Here is a 20,837-nt window from a genome sequence, read left to right as displayed (position 1 = left end):
CCCTAATATAAGTACTCTCATATAATCTCCTTATTTATAAAATAATTAAACCACATATTAATAAATTTAATCTTTTCATTATAAAGTCTTGGTTTTAACTCTTTTTTATGACACGCCATTGCAAGCTCTGTAATCTGTTTTGAAAGTTTTAACTGTGTAGAATCGTTAAAGTATCGATCAGTCGGCAATGACTCTATAAATGATGCAAGGGCATCTGCTTCTAATAGAAATGGTTGGATCTCATCATCAAAATGATACTCATACCCATCTTGTGCGAATCTGTATTTACGTTTTACGTCATCAATATATTTTAAAAGACACTCTTTAGTGTACGGTCTATTCAACGTTATCACCCTTTAAAACATTAGATTTATGTATGTATATTATTGTATAATAACTAAACATGAATGAATATAGCCAAGGAATGATCTAATGTGAAATACCCTGCTGGTATTCAAAAAAGTAATGTTACTAGTAATTCAAGGAAGAAAAAAGTACAATATGGACATCGTGGGATGACTCTTGAAAAAGATATTGACACGACAAATAAGTATTATTTAAATACGAATCGCGCAATTATTCATAAAAAACCGACGCCGATTACTGTTGTAAATGTCGATTACCCATCGAGACAAAAAGCTAAAATTACAGAAGCATATTACAAAACTCCATCTACAAGTGACTATAACGGTATTTATAGAGGGAAATATATCGACTTTGAAGTAAAAGAAACACGAAACGAAACTCGCTTCCCTTTTATTAATATCCATGAACATCAAGTTGAACATATGAGAAAATGTCACGAGCACGGTGGCATTGTTTTTATTATTATGAGATTTCATGCACACGACGAAGTGTTTTTATATCCGATTGAGAAGTTTTTAATCCACTGGGACAATTACAAACTTAAGAACGGTAGAAAATCCATTCGTTATGAGGACGTAAAACGTGACAGTCATATTATTACAGAAAAATTTAACCCGCGCTTTGATTATCTTCAAGTGGTAGATGAATTATATTTTGGAATGAGGTAGCAGAATGAAAGATCCTTTATCTAGAAATAAAAGGAATAAAATGAATAAGAAAACATTGTGGAAACGAATTGCACTAATCTTTATGATGGCAGCTGTTTCTATCTTTGTTTTAGGGATAGTCGTATTTGCTTATTTTGCATCGACTGCGCCAGCATTTAGTGTTGAAAAGCTAAAAGACCCTATCCCTTCAAGAGTATTTGACCGTAACGATGAACTCGTTACAACAATTTATCAAGGTATTGAACGTGAATATATCGATATTACCGATACACCAGAACTTGTTACGGATGCAGTCCTTGCGGTTGAGGATAATAGATTCTATGAACATGGAGCGATTGACTTCAAACGTCTTGGCGGTGCTGTTATTAGTAACATAACAGGTGGATTTGGTTCTCAAGGTGCGTCGACGATTACTCAACAAGTTGTAAAACGTGCGTTTTTAACTGAAGAAAAAACGATTAAACGTAAAGCTCAAGAAGCATATTTATCGTACCGACTCGAGCAAGAATATGCGAAAGACGATATTTTAGAAATGTATTTAAATAAAATATATTATTCAGATGGTATTTACGGTGTAAGAACAGCAAGTTTATATTATTTCGATAAAGAACTCGATGACTTAAACTTAAAAGAAGCGGCTTATTTAGCTGGATTACCAAACTTACCAAACGTTTATAACTTATATGTAGACGCTGAAGCAGGTAATAAACGTGCGAACCAAGTACTCGCGCTTATGTTACACCACGGACGTATTACTGAAGATGAGTATAACGAAGGAGTAAATACTGACTTAACAACAAATTTAGTTGCAAGATCTGATGAAGAACGTTCTTCAACTGAACCGAAAGACCCACAATATGCATCATATATAAACGTCGTGAAGCAACAACTTGAACAATCAGATGAGTTTAAAAATATAGATATTTCAGAGCTACTCTCGTCTGGTATAGATATTTACACAAATATGGATGCAAATATTCAGCGTACGTTACAAAACACTGTAAACGATAAAGACTTTTTCTATGGTGATAAATTTAAAAGCGATGATTTTAATATCGCATCTTCAATTATAGATACACAGTCAGGTGCATTAATTGCGATTAGTGGTGGTCGAGATTATCAGGAAGTCGTTAAAGAAAACTTAGCAATCACTCAGCATAATACAGGTTCTACAATGAAACCGATTCTTTCATATGCACCAGCAATTGAAAATATGGAAGTGCCGACGAACTATACGATTCAAGATGAATACGAATATAGCCCAAAACATTTTGAAGGTAAAATTTATAACTATGATAATCAAGGTCATGGTACTGTCACGATACGTGATGCACTGCGTAAAAGTTATAACATACCAGCCGTTAAACTTTTTGAAGAAGTTCGTGAAGAATCAGGAGATAATGTACCTGAACAGTTCGCAAAAGATTTAGGGTTAGATTATTCAAAAAAATCTGATGGTAATTATACGTTATCATTTAACGATGTTCTCGGAGGTAACGAATCTAGATTTAGCCCACTTCAAATGGCGCAAGCGTATGCCGCATTTGGTAACGGTGGTACATTCAATGAAGCGGGAGCCGTTCGTTATATTATAAATTCTGAAAACGAGCAAGTTGATATGGAATATGAAAGCCACGAAGCAATGAAAGACTCTACTGCGTATATGATCACTGATATGTTAAAAGGTACGTTTCAGCCATATGGAAGTGCGGATTATATTAATATGAATGGTTTAAATATCGCGGGTAAAACAGGAACGACGTCATATTCAGAAAGTATGTTAGCTGAATATAATTTACCTTCAAACGCTGCAAAAGATGCGTGGATCGTCGGATATACTCCGGAATATACGATGAGTGTGTGGACAGGATTTACAAGTACTAAAAAAGACGGTGCGACGTCATTTGTCGGAACACAAGAACATATCACACCACAGTGGTTCTTCCAAAATATTATGACACAAATTAGCACGTATAACGGTCAAGACTTCACGATGCCAGAAAGTGTGACTTGGGTGGGTGGTCAAGAATTAGGTGTAGTAAATAGTTCTTTCCAATTTAACCCAAATCGAATTAGACGATACTATTACGAAGCACCTGAGGAAGAAACTGAGGTTGAAGAGGATAATACTGATGAAGAAGTTATCGATGAAACTGAGCCAGAAGAGCCTGTAGAGACACCAGAAAATGGTGATGATGGCAGTACGGATAATTCAGATACTACAAACCCAGACACCGATAGCGGTGAGTAAAATTTAATACAAATAAAAAAGCAAAGTAATTTAGAAATTACTTTGCTTTTTGTTTTAATAAATTTCTCTCTCTTTTTTGTCCTTCTCGGCACATGTACAAAAGTGGACATTCAAAACATTTAGGATTTCTCGCTAAACAATGATAACGTCCAAAGAAGATAAGTTGATGGTGCGCTTTACTCCATCTATTTTCTGGGATTTTTCTCATCAATGTTTCTTCGACTTGGTTTACATTATCTTTCCAACGTGCGATTCCTAGTCGTTTTGAAACGCGTTCAACGTGTGTATCGACAGCGATTCTTGGAGTGTCAAACGCGACACTTAATACGACGTTAGCTGTCTTTCGACCGACTCCTGCGAGTGTTATGAGTTCTTCGTAAGTCGTCGGTACTTCTCCATTAAATTTATCGATTAAATCTCTACATAACTTTTGTATGTTTTTTGCTTTCGTACGGTATAGTCCAATTGATTTGATATCGTTCTCTAGTTCTTCTAGTGGAACGCTTAAATAGTCTTCAGGTGTCTTATATTTTTGAAATAACGTATCTGTCACTTTATTTACAGATACGTCTGTTGCTTGAGCAGATAATAATACTGCAATTGTCAGTTCAAAATCATTTGTATAATTTAGCTCTGCTTCCGCATCTGGAAACATCTCATGGATAATATCGAGTGCTTCCATCGTCTTTACTTTACTCAGCACGACTAAATATCTCCTTTTAACCAATTTTTAAACGGAATAACCGGTTCATTGTTTGATTCTTTTTTTATACTATTCAGTATTTTTTCGACATAACTTAATGATGTAATATCATTTTTATAGGCAATATCAACGCCTTCCTTGATTTGATCTACAGAATATCCATCATCTCTTAACCACGCCGTCATACGTTCATACTCACTCGGCCCGAGCGTTCGTCCATATAGCTTTTCAATATATTGAAATAGATCACTCACATCATTTTTTGTATAAGTATGGGTAGCTTTATTTGTTATGATATTTTCAAGTTTTTTATACAGCGGATTAAAATCGTAACTTTCTACGTGTTTTCCACTAACCACTTTATTATTAATTCCAATAAATTGATTAGCAATTAAATGTTGTATTAACTTTGATAGTTCTTCACGAGTAAAAGTTGAACCGTCAATAATATCATCAAATGTAACTTCTGTTAGACCGTCATTACTATAACTCATTAGACGGATTAAAAGCATCGTCATCTTTTCATCGAGCCCAATAGTTGCATAGTGATCGATTAAAATTTTATTGACAGGAATATTTATATATTTAATATATTCATCCATCCTACTCTCTCCTAGTCGCTAACAATAAAGAGATATTAGCAACTAATATCTCTTTAGATCGATTATTTGTTTAAATATTTGTTAACAAAAGTTTGAATACGTTCTATCGCTTCAGAAAACTTTTCTTCACTTAATGCATAACTGAAACGTAAGTTTGACGGTATACCAAATGCAGATCCTGGTACGAGTGCTACGTACTGTTCTTTCAGTAGCTGTTCAGTGAACTGATCAACACTTTCGAAATTACATTTTTCAACGAGTTCACTCACATCAGGGAATAAGTAAAACGCTCCATTTGGTTTTGCACATTTTATATACGGAAGCTTTTGAAGTTGACTATATGCGTGATCTCTTCTTTTCTTAAATGTTTCATTATATTCTTTTAAGTATGAATTATCTAACTCATAAGCTTTTAATGCTGCGTACTGCGCAGGTGTTGTAACGTTTGAGACAGATTGACTTTGAAGTTTAGACATCGCTTTGATTAATTCTTTGTCACCACAAGCAAAGCCGATTCTCCATCCCGTCATTGCATATGATTTACTGACACCATTAACGACAATTGTATTTTGTTTCATCTTTTCACTCATTTGAGCGATTGAGTAATGCGCGCCTTCATAAACGAGCACTTCGTAGATTTCATCTGAAACGATAATAATATCTGTTTCATCTAAGTAATCTGCAAGTCGTTGAAGCTCTTCTTTACTATAAACTGCACCAGTAGGATTGTTCGGTGAATTTAATACGAGTGCTTTTGTTTTATCAGTCACGTACTGATCTAATATTTCAGGTGTAAGTTTATAGTCTGTTTCACTTGTCGTTTCAGCAATTACCGGTACACCTTCAGCAAATTTTACTTGGTCACCATAAGATACCCAGTACGGAGAAGGAATAATTACCTCATCTCCTCTGTTTAAAATCGCAAAGAATATATTAAATAAAACTTGCTTTGCACCTGCACCGACAAAAATTTCATCGACTGAGTAATCCAAGTTATTGTCACGTTTCATTTTGTCTTTTATTGCTTCACGTAGTGGTAAAATACCAGGTGTTGCAGAGTATTTTGTGTGTCCATTTAACGCTGCTTCATGTGCTACTTCTATTACTTCTTTTGGAGTGTTAAAATCTGGTTCGCCGACAGATAAACTGATGACGTCATTTCCTTCTTCTTTTAGGCGACGGCCTAAATTTGTTATCGCAATTGTCGGACTAGGCTGTAAGAGGTCCATTCTATTTGAAATTTGCACTGTGTTTCCTCCTAAAAATCATATTAATATAATTATAATCTAGATAACATCTCAATGAAAGCGGTCCTATCACCGTGTATAATACTTTTTTCATTAAAGTACTTTAAAAATGCATTGCGATACGGTTTCTCGAGCAACCGCTCATCAAATAACACGACACGGCCACGGTCAGATTCATCTCTTTTAATGCGCCCAACAATTTGTCTAAACATAAATACTGCATCAGGCAGGTCGTGTTTATAAAAATGTCTAAAGCCTTTACCTGCTGGTACTGGGAAAGGTAACTTCGTTAAAAAGATTGTACGATCGTTTAGATTTTCCAAATTAATTCCTTCAGTAAAACTTTCAGTCGCGAGCAAAATACAATTTTGAAGCTGATTATACTGAAGTAATAATTTACTAGGTGTATCGTTTTTATTTTGTTTGATAATAGGAATATCAAACAATTCACTGTCCAGTAAAAATTGATAGACTTCGTTTAGCAATTTATAATTTGTAAATAAAACGATTACTTTATCTTCTTTAATTGAATGATAAGTCGATAAATAATCGACTAAATCTTCAATATATGAATCTCTATCATTTAGGTCGTGAATATCGTTCGGTATAAATAGTTCTACGTCTTTAAACAAATTATCATTAGCAATAATTTTTGTATCAAATTCATCTAAAAACCACGGTTCTAGATGTTTAAATGATCCATTAACTTCTAATGTACCAGAAATTAAAACTTGTCCGTGGAGCCCTTTTAAATGATGAAATAGACGGTCTTTACTATTATTGTTAACGAGTAACGCTGTTTTTTGATAATTATTGTCTTGATGGATAGTATAATTATCTAACGTTAAACTCTTTTGCATATCTTTTAATTTAAACTGGAAATGCTTTAAATAATTATAAAGAGATTCATAATTGTTCGTGTCGACAATCGATTTTAGAACGAAATCGATTAAGTAATTTGAGTGATTTAATTGTTGAATTGCTCGTTTTATTTCCTCGATACGTAATGATGAAAATACATCATCGATTGTTTTATTTAAATCTGTAAGCATACGTACAAGAAAGTCTTTTGCTCGAATATCATTATGTTCAAGATATTCTTTTAACATTTTATCTTTATTGTTTATACCGATTTGAGATAGTAAAAATTTAAGGTCCATATATTTATATTCTGTGATAGACTGACGCTCTACAGTATTTAACACTTGGTGTGCTTCATCGACAATTAAATACTTATTATCGAGTTCTGATAAGCACTCTTCAATAAAGTAATGATTTGTAATGCAAATACGGCTATTTTTTGCATGTTCCACTGCTCTATTATAAAAATAATTGTCATTAGAATTGATTTGAAAATGTGCAGTGTCATAGTAAAGTCGTTCTGGTCCTTTTAATGAAATCTCACCAAAATCACCGGTCATCGTCTCTGTTAACCAAACGAGCAATTTCATTTTTAACATGACAATTTCATAGTTATCATCTTTAAAACTTAAGAGCTTTAAAATGGTATCTATGTCGACGTAATTTGTTTTTCCTTTTAACATAGATACTGGTAATTCATTTAATTTAGACGACTCCAGAAGACGAATTAAACTTTGATAATACATTTGATCTTGTAAAATCTTCTTACTTGTAGAAATCAATACATGCTGATTTGTCTCATTTGTATATACGATACTCGCGATTAGTATTGCTTCTGTTTTACCTAGTCCCGTATAAGCTTCTAGAGCAATATTTTTATTTTCTTTTAGTGCACTATAAATCGTATATATTAAATCGAGTTGATCTTGGCGATGCTTAAAGTTATTTTGATCTATAAAATTTTTATACAAGTCCTCTATTGTGATTTTGTGATTTGATTCAAAGTTAAATTTTGGATGTTGTATAGATAGTGACTGCACTGTATAATCCGCGTCTCTATGATTATTTTCACTTAGAGAAGCAAATAAAAGATCACTGACATTTGTTTCGAGATATTTTGAAATGTTATATAGACGTATTATCGTCTCTTTGTCGAGTTGATTAATTCGCTCTAAAATTTTAATAAATAGTTTTGCTGTTGCAAGTGCATCATCATAGGCACGATGTGCATGTTTTAAAGATAAATTAAGAGTCTCAGACAACATACCAAGTTGATAAGAGTTGAGTGTAGGGAAAAATATTTTAGATAAATCGACTGTATCGAGTGTTAAGTGTGGTTGAAAATGAATACCTGTATTTTGGAATGCGACTTTTAAAAAATTAAGATCGAATTCAATATTATGTGCGATGAAACAACAGTTCTCTAGTAATTCGTATACTTCATTTGAAATATCGTTAAACTTCGGTGCTCCTTTAATATCCTCTAATGTAATAGAAGTTAATTCTGTTACAAAAGCTGGTATATCAGAAGCATCCGACAATAAAGTACTATATGAATTGATTACTTCGTTATTTTTTACAAATACAATGCTTAACTCGATGATATGATCTTTTAATGGATCATTACCTGTTGTTTCTAAATCCACAACAGCAAAACAACTGTCTAACATACTAAATCCCTACTCTTCTATATCTGCACTCAAAACTGATTTAATTTGACCGTCTCGGTCGATTACTTTCAGTATACCAAAATCATCTATATCTATCGCTGTAGCCTCATACTGTTCTGAAGGTGTTGTGATGATAATTTCTTTACCTAATACGGTTGAATAACTGACATACGTATCTCTAATCATACTAAAATCATTTTTTAAAAATAAATCATAATACTTTTCTATATTTTGAAAGAGTGTTTTTACAAATGCTCCAACATCTATCTCTTCATCAGCAAAAGTTTCTAATGCAGCTTTCTTACCTACTTCAGATGGTGAATTGAAAATATTTACACCAATACCACAAACGATAGTATCAAATTGACCGTCTGGGATCATCTCTGTTAAAAAACCACAAAGTTTTTTGCCTTCTACGTATATATCGTTCGGCCATTTTATACCAATCGGACGATTTATAAAGCGTTCAATTGTTTTTGTAATAGCGAGAGCAATAAATAAATTAAACTGCATAAGTTTGTCTCGATTTACATTTGGGCGAACGACAAACGTGCTATAAAATCCACAATTATCTGGTGATTCAAATTCTCTTTTAAATCTACCGACACCTTGTGTTTGATGTAGAGACGACACGACAAAAGAATTTTCAATTTCAAATAGTTTCTCTTTAGCTATTGTTTGTGTCGATGTCACGACATCTTCAAAAATGATATATTTAAAATATTTACTATTCTCTGCTGATTGTAAAACTGACTGTTTAATGATATTCATTGTGCACCCACTCTATAATTGCGTCAAAATCGTTTGGTAATGTTTCGAACAATATTTGGCGTTCAATTTCATCTAATAACTCTTTTAGCCATGGTCCACCACGTTTATTTAAAGAATTCATTAAATCGTTACCGTTCACTGCAAGGTCTTTTTTACTTTGAATTGTTAATGATTCTTTCTTTTGAATTGCTTCTAATAGGTCATCTTCCATATTTATATTTAATGCAGAGTTATCACTTAAGATTTTTAACATATTTTTTAACAACATTGTGTCGTATTTATAGGCAACAATGACTGTTTCTAATTTGTTTTTTAAGTCATCGTATAATTGAATTGAAGTGTTTATATACTTTTTGTCTTCATTCGATAGTTTTAATTCATTTTTAAATGAGACACTATCATTGAATAATAACTGTATAATAATCTCATTATTTAATGTATGTACTACAGACTTTTTTAAATCATCTTTACCCACACGATTAAAAAATGGAATGTATTTATACATATCGCTTTCTATTAGTAATCTTTTAGACGCTTCTATATTTATACCCTTATATAGCTTTTTCAATTCTTGCACAATACGTTCTACCGATATATGTTGAACGTTAGAAACTAACTTTTTAATCGCATTATATGAATCTTCATTTAAATCAAATTGTAGTTGAGACATAAAGCGTAATGCACGTAACATTCTAAGTGCGTCTTCATTAAATCGTTCGTCTGGATTACCGACGGTGATAATTTCTTTATCCTCTATTGCGGATTGTCCGTCATAAGGGTCATACAGCTTAAAATGTTTGTCCATTGCGATTGCATTCATCGTAAAATCACGTCTTGCGAGATCTTCTTTTAACGATGTTGTAAATTCAACACTGTCCGGACGTCTAAAGTCTGAATACGTCGTTTCAGTACGGTACGTCGTCACTTCATAAGGTGTTTTGTTAATAACGACTACAATAGTCCCATGCTCAATACCAACATCTATCGTATGTTTAAATAATGCTTCAATTTGTTTCGGTAGCGCATTTGTCGTGATATCGATATCACCGACTGATTTACCCATACAATAGTCTCTAACTGATCCTCCAACATAATATGCTTCAAATCCGTTAGATTCTAATGTATCTAGAATAAATTGTCCTTCTTTAAATGCGTTCTTATTTGTCATCGTTATTGTCCTTAATAATCGATCTGTATAAGTCTTCATATTGAGCGACGATTTCTTTTTCTGAGAAACGACTTCTGACGTCTGTAATCATCGCTTCTCTCATCTCGTTATATAACGCTTCGTTTGTCATAAGCTCTACTGCATATTGAGCTGCATTTTCTTTATCCATCGGATCAACGATAAATCCTGTTTTTTCATGTTGAATCACTTCAACAATTCCTCCCGCATTTGAACCAATTGGAACACAGCCACAGTTCATAGCTTCAAGAAGTGCAAGACCAAAACTTTCTTTTAAACTCAGTAACATAAATAAGTCACTCATCTTATAAAATGACGTCATATCTGATTGTCGTCCGACGAGATGTACGTTATCACCAACTCCTAGTTCATGTGCCAAGTCATATACAACACTCATTTCTGGCCCATCCCCAACTAACACAAGATCACTTTTAACTGATTCTCTAACTAATTTAAAAGCTTCTACAATTGTCGTTATGTTTTTAATTTTTCTAAAGTTGGATGAATGAACAATGACTTTAGAATCTTCATCAATACCAAGCTGCTGTTTCATACGACTTCTAACTACTTTAATATTGTCACGATTAAATCGTTTTTCATCGACAAAGTTATAAATTGTTTTAATCTCTTTATTAGGTTGAATCATTTCTTCTGTTTGCTTTTTTAAACTATAAGACACAGCCGTTGTAATATCAGATTTCTCGATACCAAAGCGAATTGCAGGCTCTAAACTTCTATCATGACCTAGTACTGTAATATCTGTACCGTGAAGTGTTGTTATAATACCTACGTCACGTTTTGACATTTGATTTGCTAAAATACCTGCAACCGCATGAGGAATTGCATAATGCATATGTATACAATCTAATTGATGTACATCGATGACTTCAGCAATTTTCGACGCGAGTGTAATATCATATGGTCTATATTTAAAAACGTTATAATCATTAATTTCTACTGTATGGACATAAATGTTTGAGTAGTTTCCTGCGAGACGAAATGGAACACTTGATGATATAAAATGGATTTCATGACCGAGTTTCGCCATCTCAATTGCGAGTTCAGTCGCAACAATTCCACTTCCACCAACACTTGGATAACATGTTACTCCTATTTTCATTTAAATCCTCCTAACATACGTATTCTTTATAAGTATAATAAAGAATAGTTCTATTGTGAATTAAAAAAACTACTCAATAAATATTGAGTAGTTTAGTTATTACGTGCTATGAGTATTAAACGAACGAGCTCTGCGATAGCAGTTGCTGTTGCTGCTACGTATGTCATTGCTGCTGCACTTAATACTTTTTTAGCATGTCTGTATTCTTTTTCGTTAACGATATTTAAACGTTCTATTTGTTTCATCGCTCGATTTGATGCGTCGAACTCAACAGGTAATGTGACGATTTGGAATAATACAGCGAATGCAAATAGTCCAATACCACCCCATAATAGGTAAGTTCCAAGAGTCGGACCAGATGATTGCATACCAGCTGTTAAAACGATACCTGCCATAATCAAGAAGAAAGCAAAGTTACTTCCGAATTGTGCAAGAGGGAAAATCGCGGCTCTTAAATTTAAAAATTTGTAGCCAGTTGCGTGTTGAATCGCGTGCCCTACTTCGTGTGCTGCAACTGCTGTACCAGCAACTGATGGTTTGTCATAGTTATCTGGTGATAATACGACTACTTTTTTCCCTGGATCGTAGTGGTCTGTTAAATGGCCTTTGCCTCTTAGTACTTCTACGTCATAAATACCATTTTCTCTTAAAATTAACTCCGCAACTTCCTTACCAGTTAAACCACTCGTCGAACGTACTCTACTATACTTTCTAAACGTAGACGTAACATTCATTTGAGCGAGCATAGGTACGATTAATAGAATTGCGAAATAGATAATATACATTAACATAAAACAACTCTCCTATTCTCACTTTACATCATACTTTAATTATTAATTTAAAGTCAACGCATACGATTTATTGGAACTAACGTTTTAAGTAATATTAAAACGATAACCGTTAACCAAAACGATAAATAACCAATATGATCACTAAAGCGGTCTAATGACCCGTATTTTGGGTATTGCATATATACATAATCAATCACATCGTTGTGGAATAGCCAAAATGCTGTTACATAAAAATGCCACGGTTTTATCTCTAAATGTGGTAAAAATAAAAATGCTTGAAGTGCCATAATGCTATGAGAAAAAATAAGCATGACACCGACAGGTGTTATCATATTTATCTCTATAAAATATAAAAAGTTCATAATTACAGCCCAAACACCGTATTTGATTAATGTCGTAAAAGCTAATGCGTCGATGAGACCATATTTTTTATTAAATAAAATCGCTAGTATGACGATACATAAGAATAAAGTTGCAGTTGGACTATCAGGAACAAATGGATAAAAATACCATTCAGTAACGGATAACTGCCCTCGGTACCAGTAGTAACCATAAATGGTACCTAAAAAGTTAGATATAAATAACAAAATTAAAAATATTCTATTATACATTAATTGATAAAGATAATGAATCATATATTCACCTATAAAAATACCCTCAATGCGTGCTTGCATCGAGGGTACGATTTAATTATTTTTCACCAGTGTTTTCAGCGTTCTTTTTATCTGTAAGTTCAAGGTTTGCTATGAATTTAGAGATTTCGTCAATCTCTTCTTCTGTTAACGAATCTTTAAATGGTGGCATTGTTTCAGCACCATTTTCTACGAAAGCTTTAACAGTTGCTTCATCCAGCTCAGGAGTTACTAAGTCTGGACCAGATGCTCCTGTTAATTCTCCTCCGTGACAACTTGTACAGTTCGTTCTAATTAATTCATTGAATACTGGATCTTCTGCATCTAAGTTAGAGAACACAATTTTACCTTGTTCAGATTGTTGCTCCCAATCGTGATATGCAACTGATTCCCATGTTGCATAGAAAATAATCGCTACAGAAACTACCATTAAGCTTGTTGCTACTGGACGTTTTTTCCAGTTTCTATGTTTAGAGTTATCTAACCAAGGCATTAATAGTAATGCACCCATTGCTAGACCAGGAATAATAATCGCACCAACTACGTTAAATGGACCTGATGCATATGTGTATTTTAGAATCTGGTATAAGAATAAGAAATACCAGTCAGGTAACGGAATGTAACCTGTGTCAGTTGCATCAGCCATTCTTTCAAGAGGTGCCGGGTCAGCAACGATTAAGCATAGGAAACCGACTAAGAATACCGCGCCCGTTAACCACTCTTTTAATAAGAAGTCGGGATAGAATTCTTCTGTTCTACCAGGGAATTCTGAGTAGTCGCGATTTAATTTCGGCTTTTCGTAGCTTTGAACTCGTGAGTCTCCAACAAATTTAAGACCTTTACCGCGCTTCATTGATTTCTACCTCCCCTTAAATTAGGTCCTATAGTGGACCTGAAATTCCTTGTCTACGTATTAGGATAAAGTGTATCCCCATTAATACAAATAATGCCGCAGGTAGGAAGAATACGTGAATCGCAAAGAATCTTGTTAATGTTTGTGCTCCTACAATTTCAGCATCTCCTGCGAGTAATGTTTTAATCCATTCACCGATAAATGGAACTGATTCAGCAATATCTAAACCAACGTTAGTTGCGAATAATGCTTTCATATCCCATGGTAGTAAGTATCCTGTGAATGCTAATCCAAGCATAACCATGAAGAGTAGAACACCTACAACCCAGTTTAACTCACGTGGAGATTTATAAGCACCTGTAAAGAATACTCTTAGCGTATGTAAGAACATCATTACAACTACTAAACTTGCACCCCAGTGGTGCATACCGCGAACGATCATACCAGCCGCAACATCGTTCTGTAAGTAATATACAGAATTCCAAGCGTTAACGATGTCTGGTACGTAATACATTGTTAAAAACATACCGGATAGAACCTGAATTACTGTAATGAAGAAAGTTAATCCACCAAAACAGTAGACGAATGCTGAGAAGTGATAGGCAGGGTTAACGTGCTCAGGCACTTCGTGATCAGCGACGTCTCTCCATATCGGAGTGATATCAATTCTATCATCAATCCAATCGTAGATACGATTTAGCATAAAATCCCTCCTATTTTACTCAAACAAGCGTGTTCTCTTTTTTCTTACCAATTGTGATGTACCCATCTTTTTCTCCAACCTCGAACTCATCTAATGGTCCACGTGGAGGTGTTCCTGGTACGTTGTTACCATCTTTAGTGTACAGTCCGTTATGACAAGGACAGAAGAACATATCTGGGTTACCATCGTCTCCAGCCCACGTTACTGTACAACCTAAGTGTTTACACACTGGTGATAAACCGATGAGCTTATTACCATCTTTGTAGACCCATGCGAAGTTTGTAACTTCACTTTCGTACCAAGCATCTTGTTGAGTAAATGTGAAATCAACCTTTTGAGGTTCTTCTGTTATTTCACTTACTTTAACGCTCGTAACGATTTCGTCACCTTCAGCATCTGTCTGGAATAATGGATCTAAAGCGAATCTACCCATTGGTAGAATCATTCCGGCTGCCATAAAAGAACCGACACCCATTAATGAATAGTTTAGAAATTGGCGTCGAGTAACTTTATTTGACATTCCATTTCCCCCCTCAAACTTACAAACTTTTCTATATTAATAACTAAGACATATTAAGTTTATCCTATTAAATAAGCACGGTCAATAAGTCTTTTCATATTTTAGACAAACTTTTATTGATTCCAAAATTGAATAATTTGTTTTAATACATTTGTCATCTCATCTTTTACTAGAGATTGCATCACATCAGGCTCCATTGTTTCTAAAGGAATGCTATTTAGCTTAATGAGTTCTAAGTCGTTGATATCACGTGGATTCACAGTTAATACAACGACGTGTTTAAAGCCAAATTCCTTTAATTGAGCACCATAATCTGAGACGTGTGACACGTCGTTGTTAATTACAGAAAATAAGGGTGTGATAAGTAATCGACCTTTTAGTTGTTTCTCTAGCAAATAAATTACGTGTTGCATGAGTTCAATGTTATTTGCGTTCTCTTGTCTTCTATTTGTAATATCAATATCTATGACAGGTATAATCGCAGTGTCTACAAATTCAATTTCATCTTGTATAAGAGATAAGTCTTGATAATTATATAGCATTAAAATCCCTCTTTAATAATTATATTCTAAAAATGATCGATATCATCTTGTATACGTTCTAACTCTAACTGCCATTCTGGATTTGATGGTTCCAGTGCAATCAACTGTTGTAAGATATCTACTCGTCGTTCATCTCTAATTTCGCTTAGATAAGAATAATAATCTGATAAAAATTCAACGTTATCTTTTAAAAACTTAGCAGCTTCTTCAAAATATTGCATTGCATTTTCATCATTTTCATTTCGCGCTTCAATCGTTCCAAGTAAATGAAGTGCTTCAGGTGATAATTCTTTAATATCTAAATGTTTTATATAATCGTTAATTTCATCAGTCGTATCGGACTCTAATATACTTTGGAATAATTTTAATAGTGCATCTTCATACTCAATATCTAATTCAGTTGCACGCTTAAAATAACCTTTAGCATCTTCTAAAGAACCGAGCTTTAAGCTTAAACGACCGAGATGGTAAAACATTAACGGATTTAGATCATCGATGACGACGTAATCTTTTAATAGATCAGTCGCACCTTCAAAATCGTACTCTTTTTCTTTAATCTTCATAAGTAAAATATATGCGTTCGTATAGTACGGTTCATTTTTTATAACGTTATCTAACATTTTCTCAGCTTCATTATATTGTTCTAGCTGGAAGTGAACGAGACCTTTTAAGAAATAGTCATCATTTTCTAGTTCATGGTCCTCTACTTCATTGAAATAACTTAATGCCATTTCTGACTCCATTAAATTACTATAAATGTTAGCAAGTCTTAAATTAATGTTAATATTGTTGATACGGTCAACTGTCTTTAACGTGTTTTTATAGTAATAAATTGCTTCTGTTAAATTACCTTCATAATAATATAATTCAGCAATTGCAAAATCTATAATTGCGTCATTACTTAAAGAACGAGCTTTCATTAAATGCTTTAATGCGACATCGTTTAAATGCATTTGTTGAAATACTTCTGCTTTTAAAAATAACACAGTCGGTGTTTCTTTTGCCTCATTTAAGAGAAGTAAGGCATTATCTATGTCTCCATTTGTAATATAAATATCAATGAGATAGGAAAGTATATTGTCGTCGTGTTCATTAGACTCATATAGATATTTAAAAATTGTTAGTGCATAATTTTTTTCACCAATTGAATCTAATAAATCTCCTAAGACAAAAAGAAGCTCTTCATCTTCTTCTTCTGTATAGTCAGTTAGATGATTAATAACCGCTTCAATCGTCGCTTGATTATACGTTCCTGTTTTTAACTCATCAATTGCCTTCGTAATTGTATTATTCATAGTCCACCTCTATTTCCAGTGATTCAATATCTTTTAATATATTTGGGTACGACACGTTTAAATGAGTCGTATCATCGATATTGAGTCGTTGATTCATTTTTATTGTCATAATGATTAGCATCATAATGATTCGGTGATCGCTATAACTTTTTAATTGTTCATTTGCTTTTTGTAAGTTTTGGTTCTCTAATATTTCAAATCCATCATCATAAATATTAAAATCTGCACCGAATTTTTCTAGTTCACGTGTGACCGCTAATATGCGATCAGTTTCTTTAACTCGTAATTCGTGTGCATCCCGTATTATACTTTTACCATTCGTAAAGAGTCCTAGGACTGTAAGAATTGGAATTTCATCGATTAGCTTTGGAATTAATGGCCCGTCTATAATAAACGGTTTTAGATTTTCCTTATATTTTACGCGGATATCTCCATACGGTTCACCGGCGTTATTTCTTTCTAAAACTTTAATATCTGCACCAATCATTTTAAAAACAGTAATAATGCCATCTCTAGTTTTATTTAGAGATACGTTTTCTATAGTTATATCACTTCCAGGAATAATTGCTGCAAGAACCATTAAAAATGCAGCACTTGAAATATCACCAGGAACGGCAACCTCTTTTCCTAATAAATTATAGCCAGGGTGTACGGTAATCGTATTACCATCAGTATGAATATTCGCTCCAAAATCTTCTAACATACGTTCAGTATGATCTCTAGAAATATCTTTTTCAATGATCCTCGTTGGACCTTTTGCTCCTAACGCTGCAAATATAATTGCACTTTTTACTTGAGCACTTGCGATTGGCATATGATACGTAATACCGTTTAGAGATTTTCTTTTAATATTAATTGGAGGAAAATTTTCACGTGTAAGTTCTATAGACGCGCCCATTAGCTCAAGTGGTGTCTTTATACGCTGCATCGGACGTTTTTGTATCGTTTCGTCACCATTAATAGTTGCATTGAAGTTTAAACCCGCAATAACCCCTGTTAAAAGTCTTGTTGTTGTACCGCTGTTTCCGGTATATAGTATGGTGCTAGGTTCTCTCAGTGACTCCACACCATTACTTTTTATAACGATTTTCTCATCTATTAATTCAATTGATACACCGAGCTGTTTCATACAATCGATTGTCATTAAAATATCATCACTAATTAACGGACGATATATTGTCGTCGTACCTTTACTTAAACTCCCTAACATAACTGCACGGTGCGTAATTGATTTATCTCCAGGTACTTCTATCGTGCCTCGAAATCTCTTTTTATATTTATCGATCATATAATCTCCTGAAATTCTTTTAAATAATGTGTTAATTCATCGATACATATATTATCAAACTTTGGTGTACCGAATGCTTCAAGTAAAACGAATTGAATTTTGTCAGTTTCATTATTCTTTTTATCGTGTGACATCCGTTCAATTAAACTCGGAATATTGAGTTCGTTTAAATAAGACACGTCATAACCAACTGATTTAAAATATTCGACATATTTTTGTAAATTGAATGATTTATTTAGTCGCTCATTTGAAACATAAAGCATAAATAATAAACCTAAGACTACCGCATGTCCGTGCTTTAATTGATATTCATATTCTAATGCATGACCTAATGTATGTCCTAAATTTAATGCTTTACGGACGTTAGATTCAGTTTCATCTTCTGTGACATATCTAAGTTTTGTTTTAATACCAGTAATAATAAATGGCTCTAGTTGTTCTATGTGTGTACAACGTCTATTTTGATGCATTAAATTTTCTACAGTAATTTGATCATTTAACATTGCATGTTTAATGACTTCTCCGAATCCACTGAGTATTTCTTCGTCATCTAACGTCTTTAAAAAGTTTAAATCAAAAATAACTGCTTTTGGACGATAAAATGTGCCGACTAAATTTTTTCCATGTGGACGGTTAATTGCGGTTTTACCACCGACAGATGAGTCGTGACTAAGAAGTGTAGTTGGAACGTGTATATAATCGACACCACGAAGTATAATACTTGATAATAACGCACCCGCATCCCCTGTCGCGCCACCACCGATAACGACGATTAAACTATTTCTTTTTATATTTAAATCTAATAGTGAATCAATTGTATTCATAACGGGATTAATATGCTTAAAAGCTTCACCTCTCGGTGCTTTTATTACATGATTAAGCTGTGAAAATTTAGTTTCATATAATTCATATACATATTCATCGATAATATAATAGACGTCTTTATAGTCTTTTGTGTAATCATGAATAAGTGTGTCATAAATATTATGACCGACATGAATCGTATAATTGTCATCATTATAAGCCGTTTTAATGTCCATTAGTATTCCTCTAAACGCTGATTATATTTTTTTATATTTTCTTGAATATCTGAGAAATCATCGCTACCAAACTTATCCAATATCGCTTTTGTAATCTCGATTGCAACCATATGTTCTGCGACGATACTCGCTGCCGGAACAGCAGTTGGATCACTACGTTCAATCGTCGCCTTAAATGGTTCTTTCGTGTCGATATTGACACTCATTAATGGTTTATAAAGTGTTGGTATTGGCTTCATTACTCCGCGTACGACAACAGGCATGCCTGTTGTCATTCCACCTTCAAAACCACCTAAATTGTTTGTCCGTCTCGTAAATCCATCGTTAGGATTATATAGAATTTCATCATGGACTTGACTGCCTGGATAGTCAGCCATCTTGAATCCCATTCCAAATTCTACACCCTTAAATGCGTTAATGCTAACGATAGACTGTGCTATTTTACCATCGAGTTTTGTATCGTAATGTACGTGTGAGCCAAGTCCAACAATCGGATTTTTAACGATGACTTCTACAACTCCACCGAGCGTATCTCCAGCTGCTTTTGTTTGATCGATTAACAATTCAGCTTCTTTAGTTTTGTCATCCGAAACCATTCGAACAGAAGATGATTCTTTATTATTTTTAATTTCATCAAACGTATATGTGCCGTCATCTATAACTGTACCTATTTGAACGACACGACTTGTCATTTCAATATTTAAAGCGTGCAATAACTCTTTACAGAGTGCTCCAACGAGTACACGTGCTGTCGTTTCTCTTGCTGATGAACGTTCGAGTACGTTTCTTAAGTCTCTGTGATTATATTTCATTCCACCGACTAAATCAGCATGACCAGGTCTTGGTTCTTTAATCACTCTTCTCATCTTTTTAATTTGTTCATCTGTAATCGGTTCAGACTGCATCACGTTTACCCATTGTTTGAAATCATCGTTATTCACTTCCATTTGAACGGGACTGCCTAACGTATAGCCATGTCTTACGCCACTACCAAATTCAAATGTGTCTTTCTCTATTTGCATACGGCGACCTCGACCGTATCCACCTTGACGCATGAATAATTCCTTAGTCATACGTTCTTTATTGATCGGAACATTTGAAGGAAATCCTTCAACAATCGCCGTCACTTTTTTACCATGAGATTCACCTGCTGTTAAAAATCTCATTGAATCCACCTCTTATTTATATAAAATAAAAAGCTGAGTAGTTATACTCAGCCTTGTTATCATTAATAGATCCAATCTTTATTGATTAAGCTATAATCGATAAGCTCTGATTCATCAAAGAAAAGATTAATTTCACGCTCAGCACTTTCAGGTGAGTCTGAACCGTGAATAATATTTTTACCAACTGTTAAACCAAAGTCTCCGCGGATTGTTCCTGGAGCTGCTTCTTGAGGGTTTGTAGCACCAACAACTAAGCGAGCAGTACTGATGATGTTTTCACCTTCTAAAACCATTGCGAATACTGGTCCTGAAGTAATGAAGTCTACTAACTCACCGAAGAATGGCTTTTCGCTGTGTTCACCGTAGTGAGTTTTAGCAAGCTCATCTGATACTTGCATTAATTTTGCACCTACAATTTTAAACCCTTTGTTTTCTAAACGCTCAACGATTGGTCCAATAAGGTTTCTTTGAACGCCGTCTGGTTTAATCATTAAAAATGTTCTTTCCATTTGACATAATCTCCTTTAACTAGTCTCTGTATATCATATCATTTATGAGTAAT

21 protein-coding genes are annotated in these 20,837 nt (G+C 33.9%); 2 read left to right on the top strand and 19 right to left on the bottom strand.

Annotated features, from left to right (window positions below):
- Positions 1–17 precede the first annotated feature (17 nt).
- Complete coding sequence (locus tag BBS29_RS01725; protein WP_068128461.1) at positions 18–344, bottom strand: hypothetical protein; 327 nt, start codon at positions 342–344, stop codon at positions 18–20.
- A gap of 90 nt (positions 345–434) precedes the next feature.
- Between BBS29_RS01725 and recU the strand changes: the two genes are divergently transcribed.
- Positions 435–1,034, top strand: a complete 600-nt coding sequence (gene recU / locus BBS29_RS01720) for a Holliday junction resolvase RecU (protein WP_068128459.1) — start codon at positions 435–437, stop codon at positions 1,032–1,034.
- 4 nt (positions 1,035–1,038) lie between these two features.
- Positions 1,039–3,285 carry a transglycosylase domain-containing protein gene (locus BBS29_RS01715; RefSeq protein WP_068128458.1) on the top strand — a complete coding sequence of 749 codons (2,247 nt, stop codon included), beginning with the start codon at positions 1,039–1,041 and terminating at the stop codon, positions 3,283–3,285.
- A gap of 37 nt (positions 3,286–3,322) precedes the next feature.
- Here BBS29_RS01715 and nth read toward each other — a convergent pair whose 3' ends face one another.
- The 18 genes from nth to ndk form a co-directional block, all read right to left on the bottom strand.
- The gene (nth, locus tag BBS29_RS01710) at positions 3,323–3,988 is read right to left on the bottom strand and encodes an endonuclease III (protein WP_068128456.1); all 666 of its coding nucleotides are present in this window, start codon (positions 3,986–3,988) and stop codon (positions 3,323–3,325) included.
- 2 nt (positions 3,989–3,990) lie between these two features.
- Positions 3,991–4,590 (bottom strand): DnaD domain-containing protein, encoded by a 600-nt coding sequence (locus BBS29_RS01705; protein WP_068128455.1) that lies wholly within the window; start codon positions 4,588–4,590, stop codon positions 3,991–3,993.
- 62 nt (positions 4,591–4,652) lie between these two features.
- On the bottom strand, positions 4,653–5,837 hold the full coding sequence (locus BBS29_RS01700; protein ID WP_068128454.1) for a pyridoxal phosphate-dependent aminotransferase: 1,185 nt from the start codon (positions 5,835–5,837) through the stop codon (positions 4,653–4,655).
- A gap of 32 nt (positions 5,838–5,869) precedes the next feature.
- A complete protein-coding gene (locus tag BBS29_RS01695) occupies positions 5,870–8,368 on the bottom strand; it encodes an exonuclease domain-containing protein (protein WP_068128452.1) in 2,499 nt (832 codons plus the stop codon).
- Positions 8,369–8,377: 9 nt separating this feature from the next.
- Positions 8,378–9,139 carry a biotin--[acetyl-CoA-carboxylase] ligase gene (locus BBS29_RS01690; protein WP_068128451.1) on the bottom strand — a complete coding sequence of 254 codons (762 nt, stop codon included), beginning with the start codon at positions 9,137–9,139 and terminating at the stop codon, positions 8,378–8,380.
- Positions 9,126–10,307, bottom strand: coding sequence for a CCA tRNA nucleotidyltransferase (locus BBS29_RS01685; protein ID WP_068128449.1), 1,182 nt, complete (start codon positions 10,305–10,307; stop codon positions 9,126–9,128). Before BBS29_RS01685 ends, BBS29_RS01690 begins: the two co-directional genes overlap by 14 nt.
- Entirely contained in the window at positions 10,297–11,445 is a 1,149-nt protein-coding gene (gene bshA, locus BBS29_RS01680) for an N-acetyl-alpha-D-glucosaminyl L-malate synthase BshA (RefSeq protein WP_068128444.1), read from the bottom strand. The genes BBS29_RS01685 and bshA overlap by 11 nt, the downstream gene beginning before the upstream one ends.
- Before the next feature lie 92 nt (positions 11,446–11,537).
- Positions 11,538–12,236 (bottom strand): zinc metallopeptidase, encoded by a 699-nt coding sequence (locus tag BBS29_RS01675; RefSeq protein WP_068128442.1) that lies wholly within the window; start codon positions 12,234–12,236, stop codon positions 11,538–11,540.
- 53 nt (positions 12,237–12,289) lie between these two features.
- Positions 12,290–12,871 (bottom strand): DUF1405 domain-containing protein, encoded by a 582-nt coding sequence (locus tag BBS29_RS01670; protein WP_068128440.1) that lies wholly within the window; start codon positions 12,869–12,871, stop codon positions 12,290–12,292.
- Between the two features lie 55 nt (positions 12,872–12,926).
- Entirely contained in the window at positions 12,927–13,721 is a 795-nt protein-coding gene (locus BBS29_RS01665) for a menaquinol-cytochrome c reductase cytochrome b/c subunit (RefSeq protein WP_068128438.1), read from the bottom strand.
- Positions 13,722–13,749: 28 nt separating this feature from the next.
- Positions 13,750–14,424: a menaquinol-cytochrome c reductase cytochrome b subunit gene (qcrB, locus tag BBS29_RS01660; RefSeq protein WP_040928134.1), complete on the bottom strand. Its 675-nt coding sequence runs from the start codon at positions 14,422–14,424 to the stop codon at positions 13,750–13,752.
- A gap of 19 nt (positions 14,425–14,443) precedes the next feature.
- Positions 14,444–14,944 carry a ubiquinol-cytochrome c reductase iron-sulfur subunit gene (locus BBS29_RS01655; RefSeq protein WP_068128436.1) on the bottom strand — a complete coding sequence of 167 codons (501 nt, stop codon included), beginning with the start codon at positions 14,942–14,944 and terminating at the stop codon, positions 14,444–14,446.
- Between the two features lie 113 nt (positions 14,945–15,057).
- Positions 15,058–15,486 carry a DUF2487 family protein gene (locus BBS29_RS01650; protein ID WP_068128434.1) on the bottom strand — a complete coding sequence of 143 codons (429 nt, stop codon included), beginning with the start codon at positions 15,484–15,486 and terminating at the stop codon, positions 15,058–15,060.
- Between the two features lie 26 nt (positions 15,487–15,512).
- The gene (locus tag BBS29_RS01645) at positions 15,513–16,781 is read right to left on the bottom strand and encodes a tetratricopeptide repeat protein (RefSeq protein ID WP_068128433.1); all 1,269 of its coding nucleotides are present in this window, start codon (positions 16,779–16,781) and stop codon (positions 15,513–15,515) included.
- Positions 16,774–18,069, bottom strand: a complete 1,296-nt coding sequence (gene aroA, locus BBS29_RS01640) for a 3-phosphoshikimate 1-carboxyvinyltransferase (RefSeq protein ID WP_084778767.1) — start codon at positions 18,067–18,069, stop codon at positions 16,774–16,776. The genes BBS29_RS01645 and aroA overlap by 8 nt, the downstream gene beginning before the upstream one ends.
- On the bottom strand, positions 18,066–19,109 hold the full coding sequence (locus BBS29_RS01635; protein WP_068128429.1) for a 3-dehydroquinate synthase: 1,044 nt from the start codon (positions 19,107–19,109) through the stop codon (positions 18,066–18,068). The genes aroA and BBS29_RS01635 overlap by 4 nt, the downstream gene beginning before the upstream one ends.
- Positions 19,109–20,275 carry a chorismate synthase gene (aroC, locus tag BBS29_RS01630; protein WP_068128428.1) on the bottom strand — a complete coding sequence of 389 codons (1,167 nt, stop codon included), beginning with the start codon at positions 20,273–20,275 and terminating at the stop codon, positions 19,109–19,111. The genes BBS29_RS01635 and aroC overlap by 1 nt, the downstream gene beginning before the upstream one ends.
- 62 nt (positions 20,276–20,337) lie before the next feature.
- Entirely contained in the window at positions 20,338–20,784 is a 447-nt protein-coding gene (ndk, locus tag BBS29_RS01625; RefSeq protein WP_068128426.1) for a nucleoside-diphosphate kinase, read from the bottom strand.
- Positions 20,785–20,837 lie beyond the last annotated feature (53 nt).

Source organism: Nosocomiicoccus ampullae, assembly GCF_001696685.1.
Taxonomy (GTDB): domain Bacteria; phylum Bacillota; class Bacilli; order Staphylococcales; family Salinicoccaceae; genus Nosocomiicoccus; species Nosocomiicoccus ampullae_A.
Note: the sequence above shows the minus strand (reverse complement) of the source record. Positions and strands in the feature narration are given on the sequence as shown.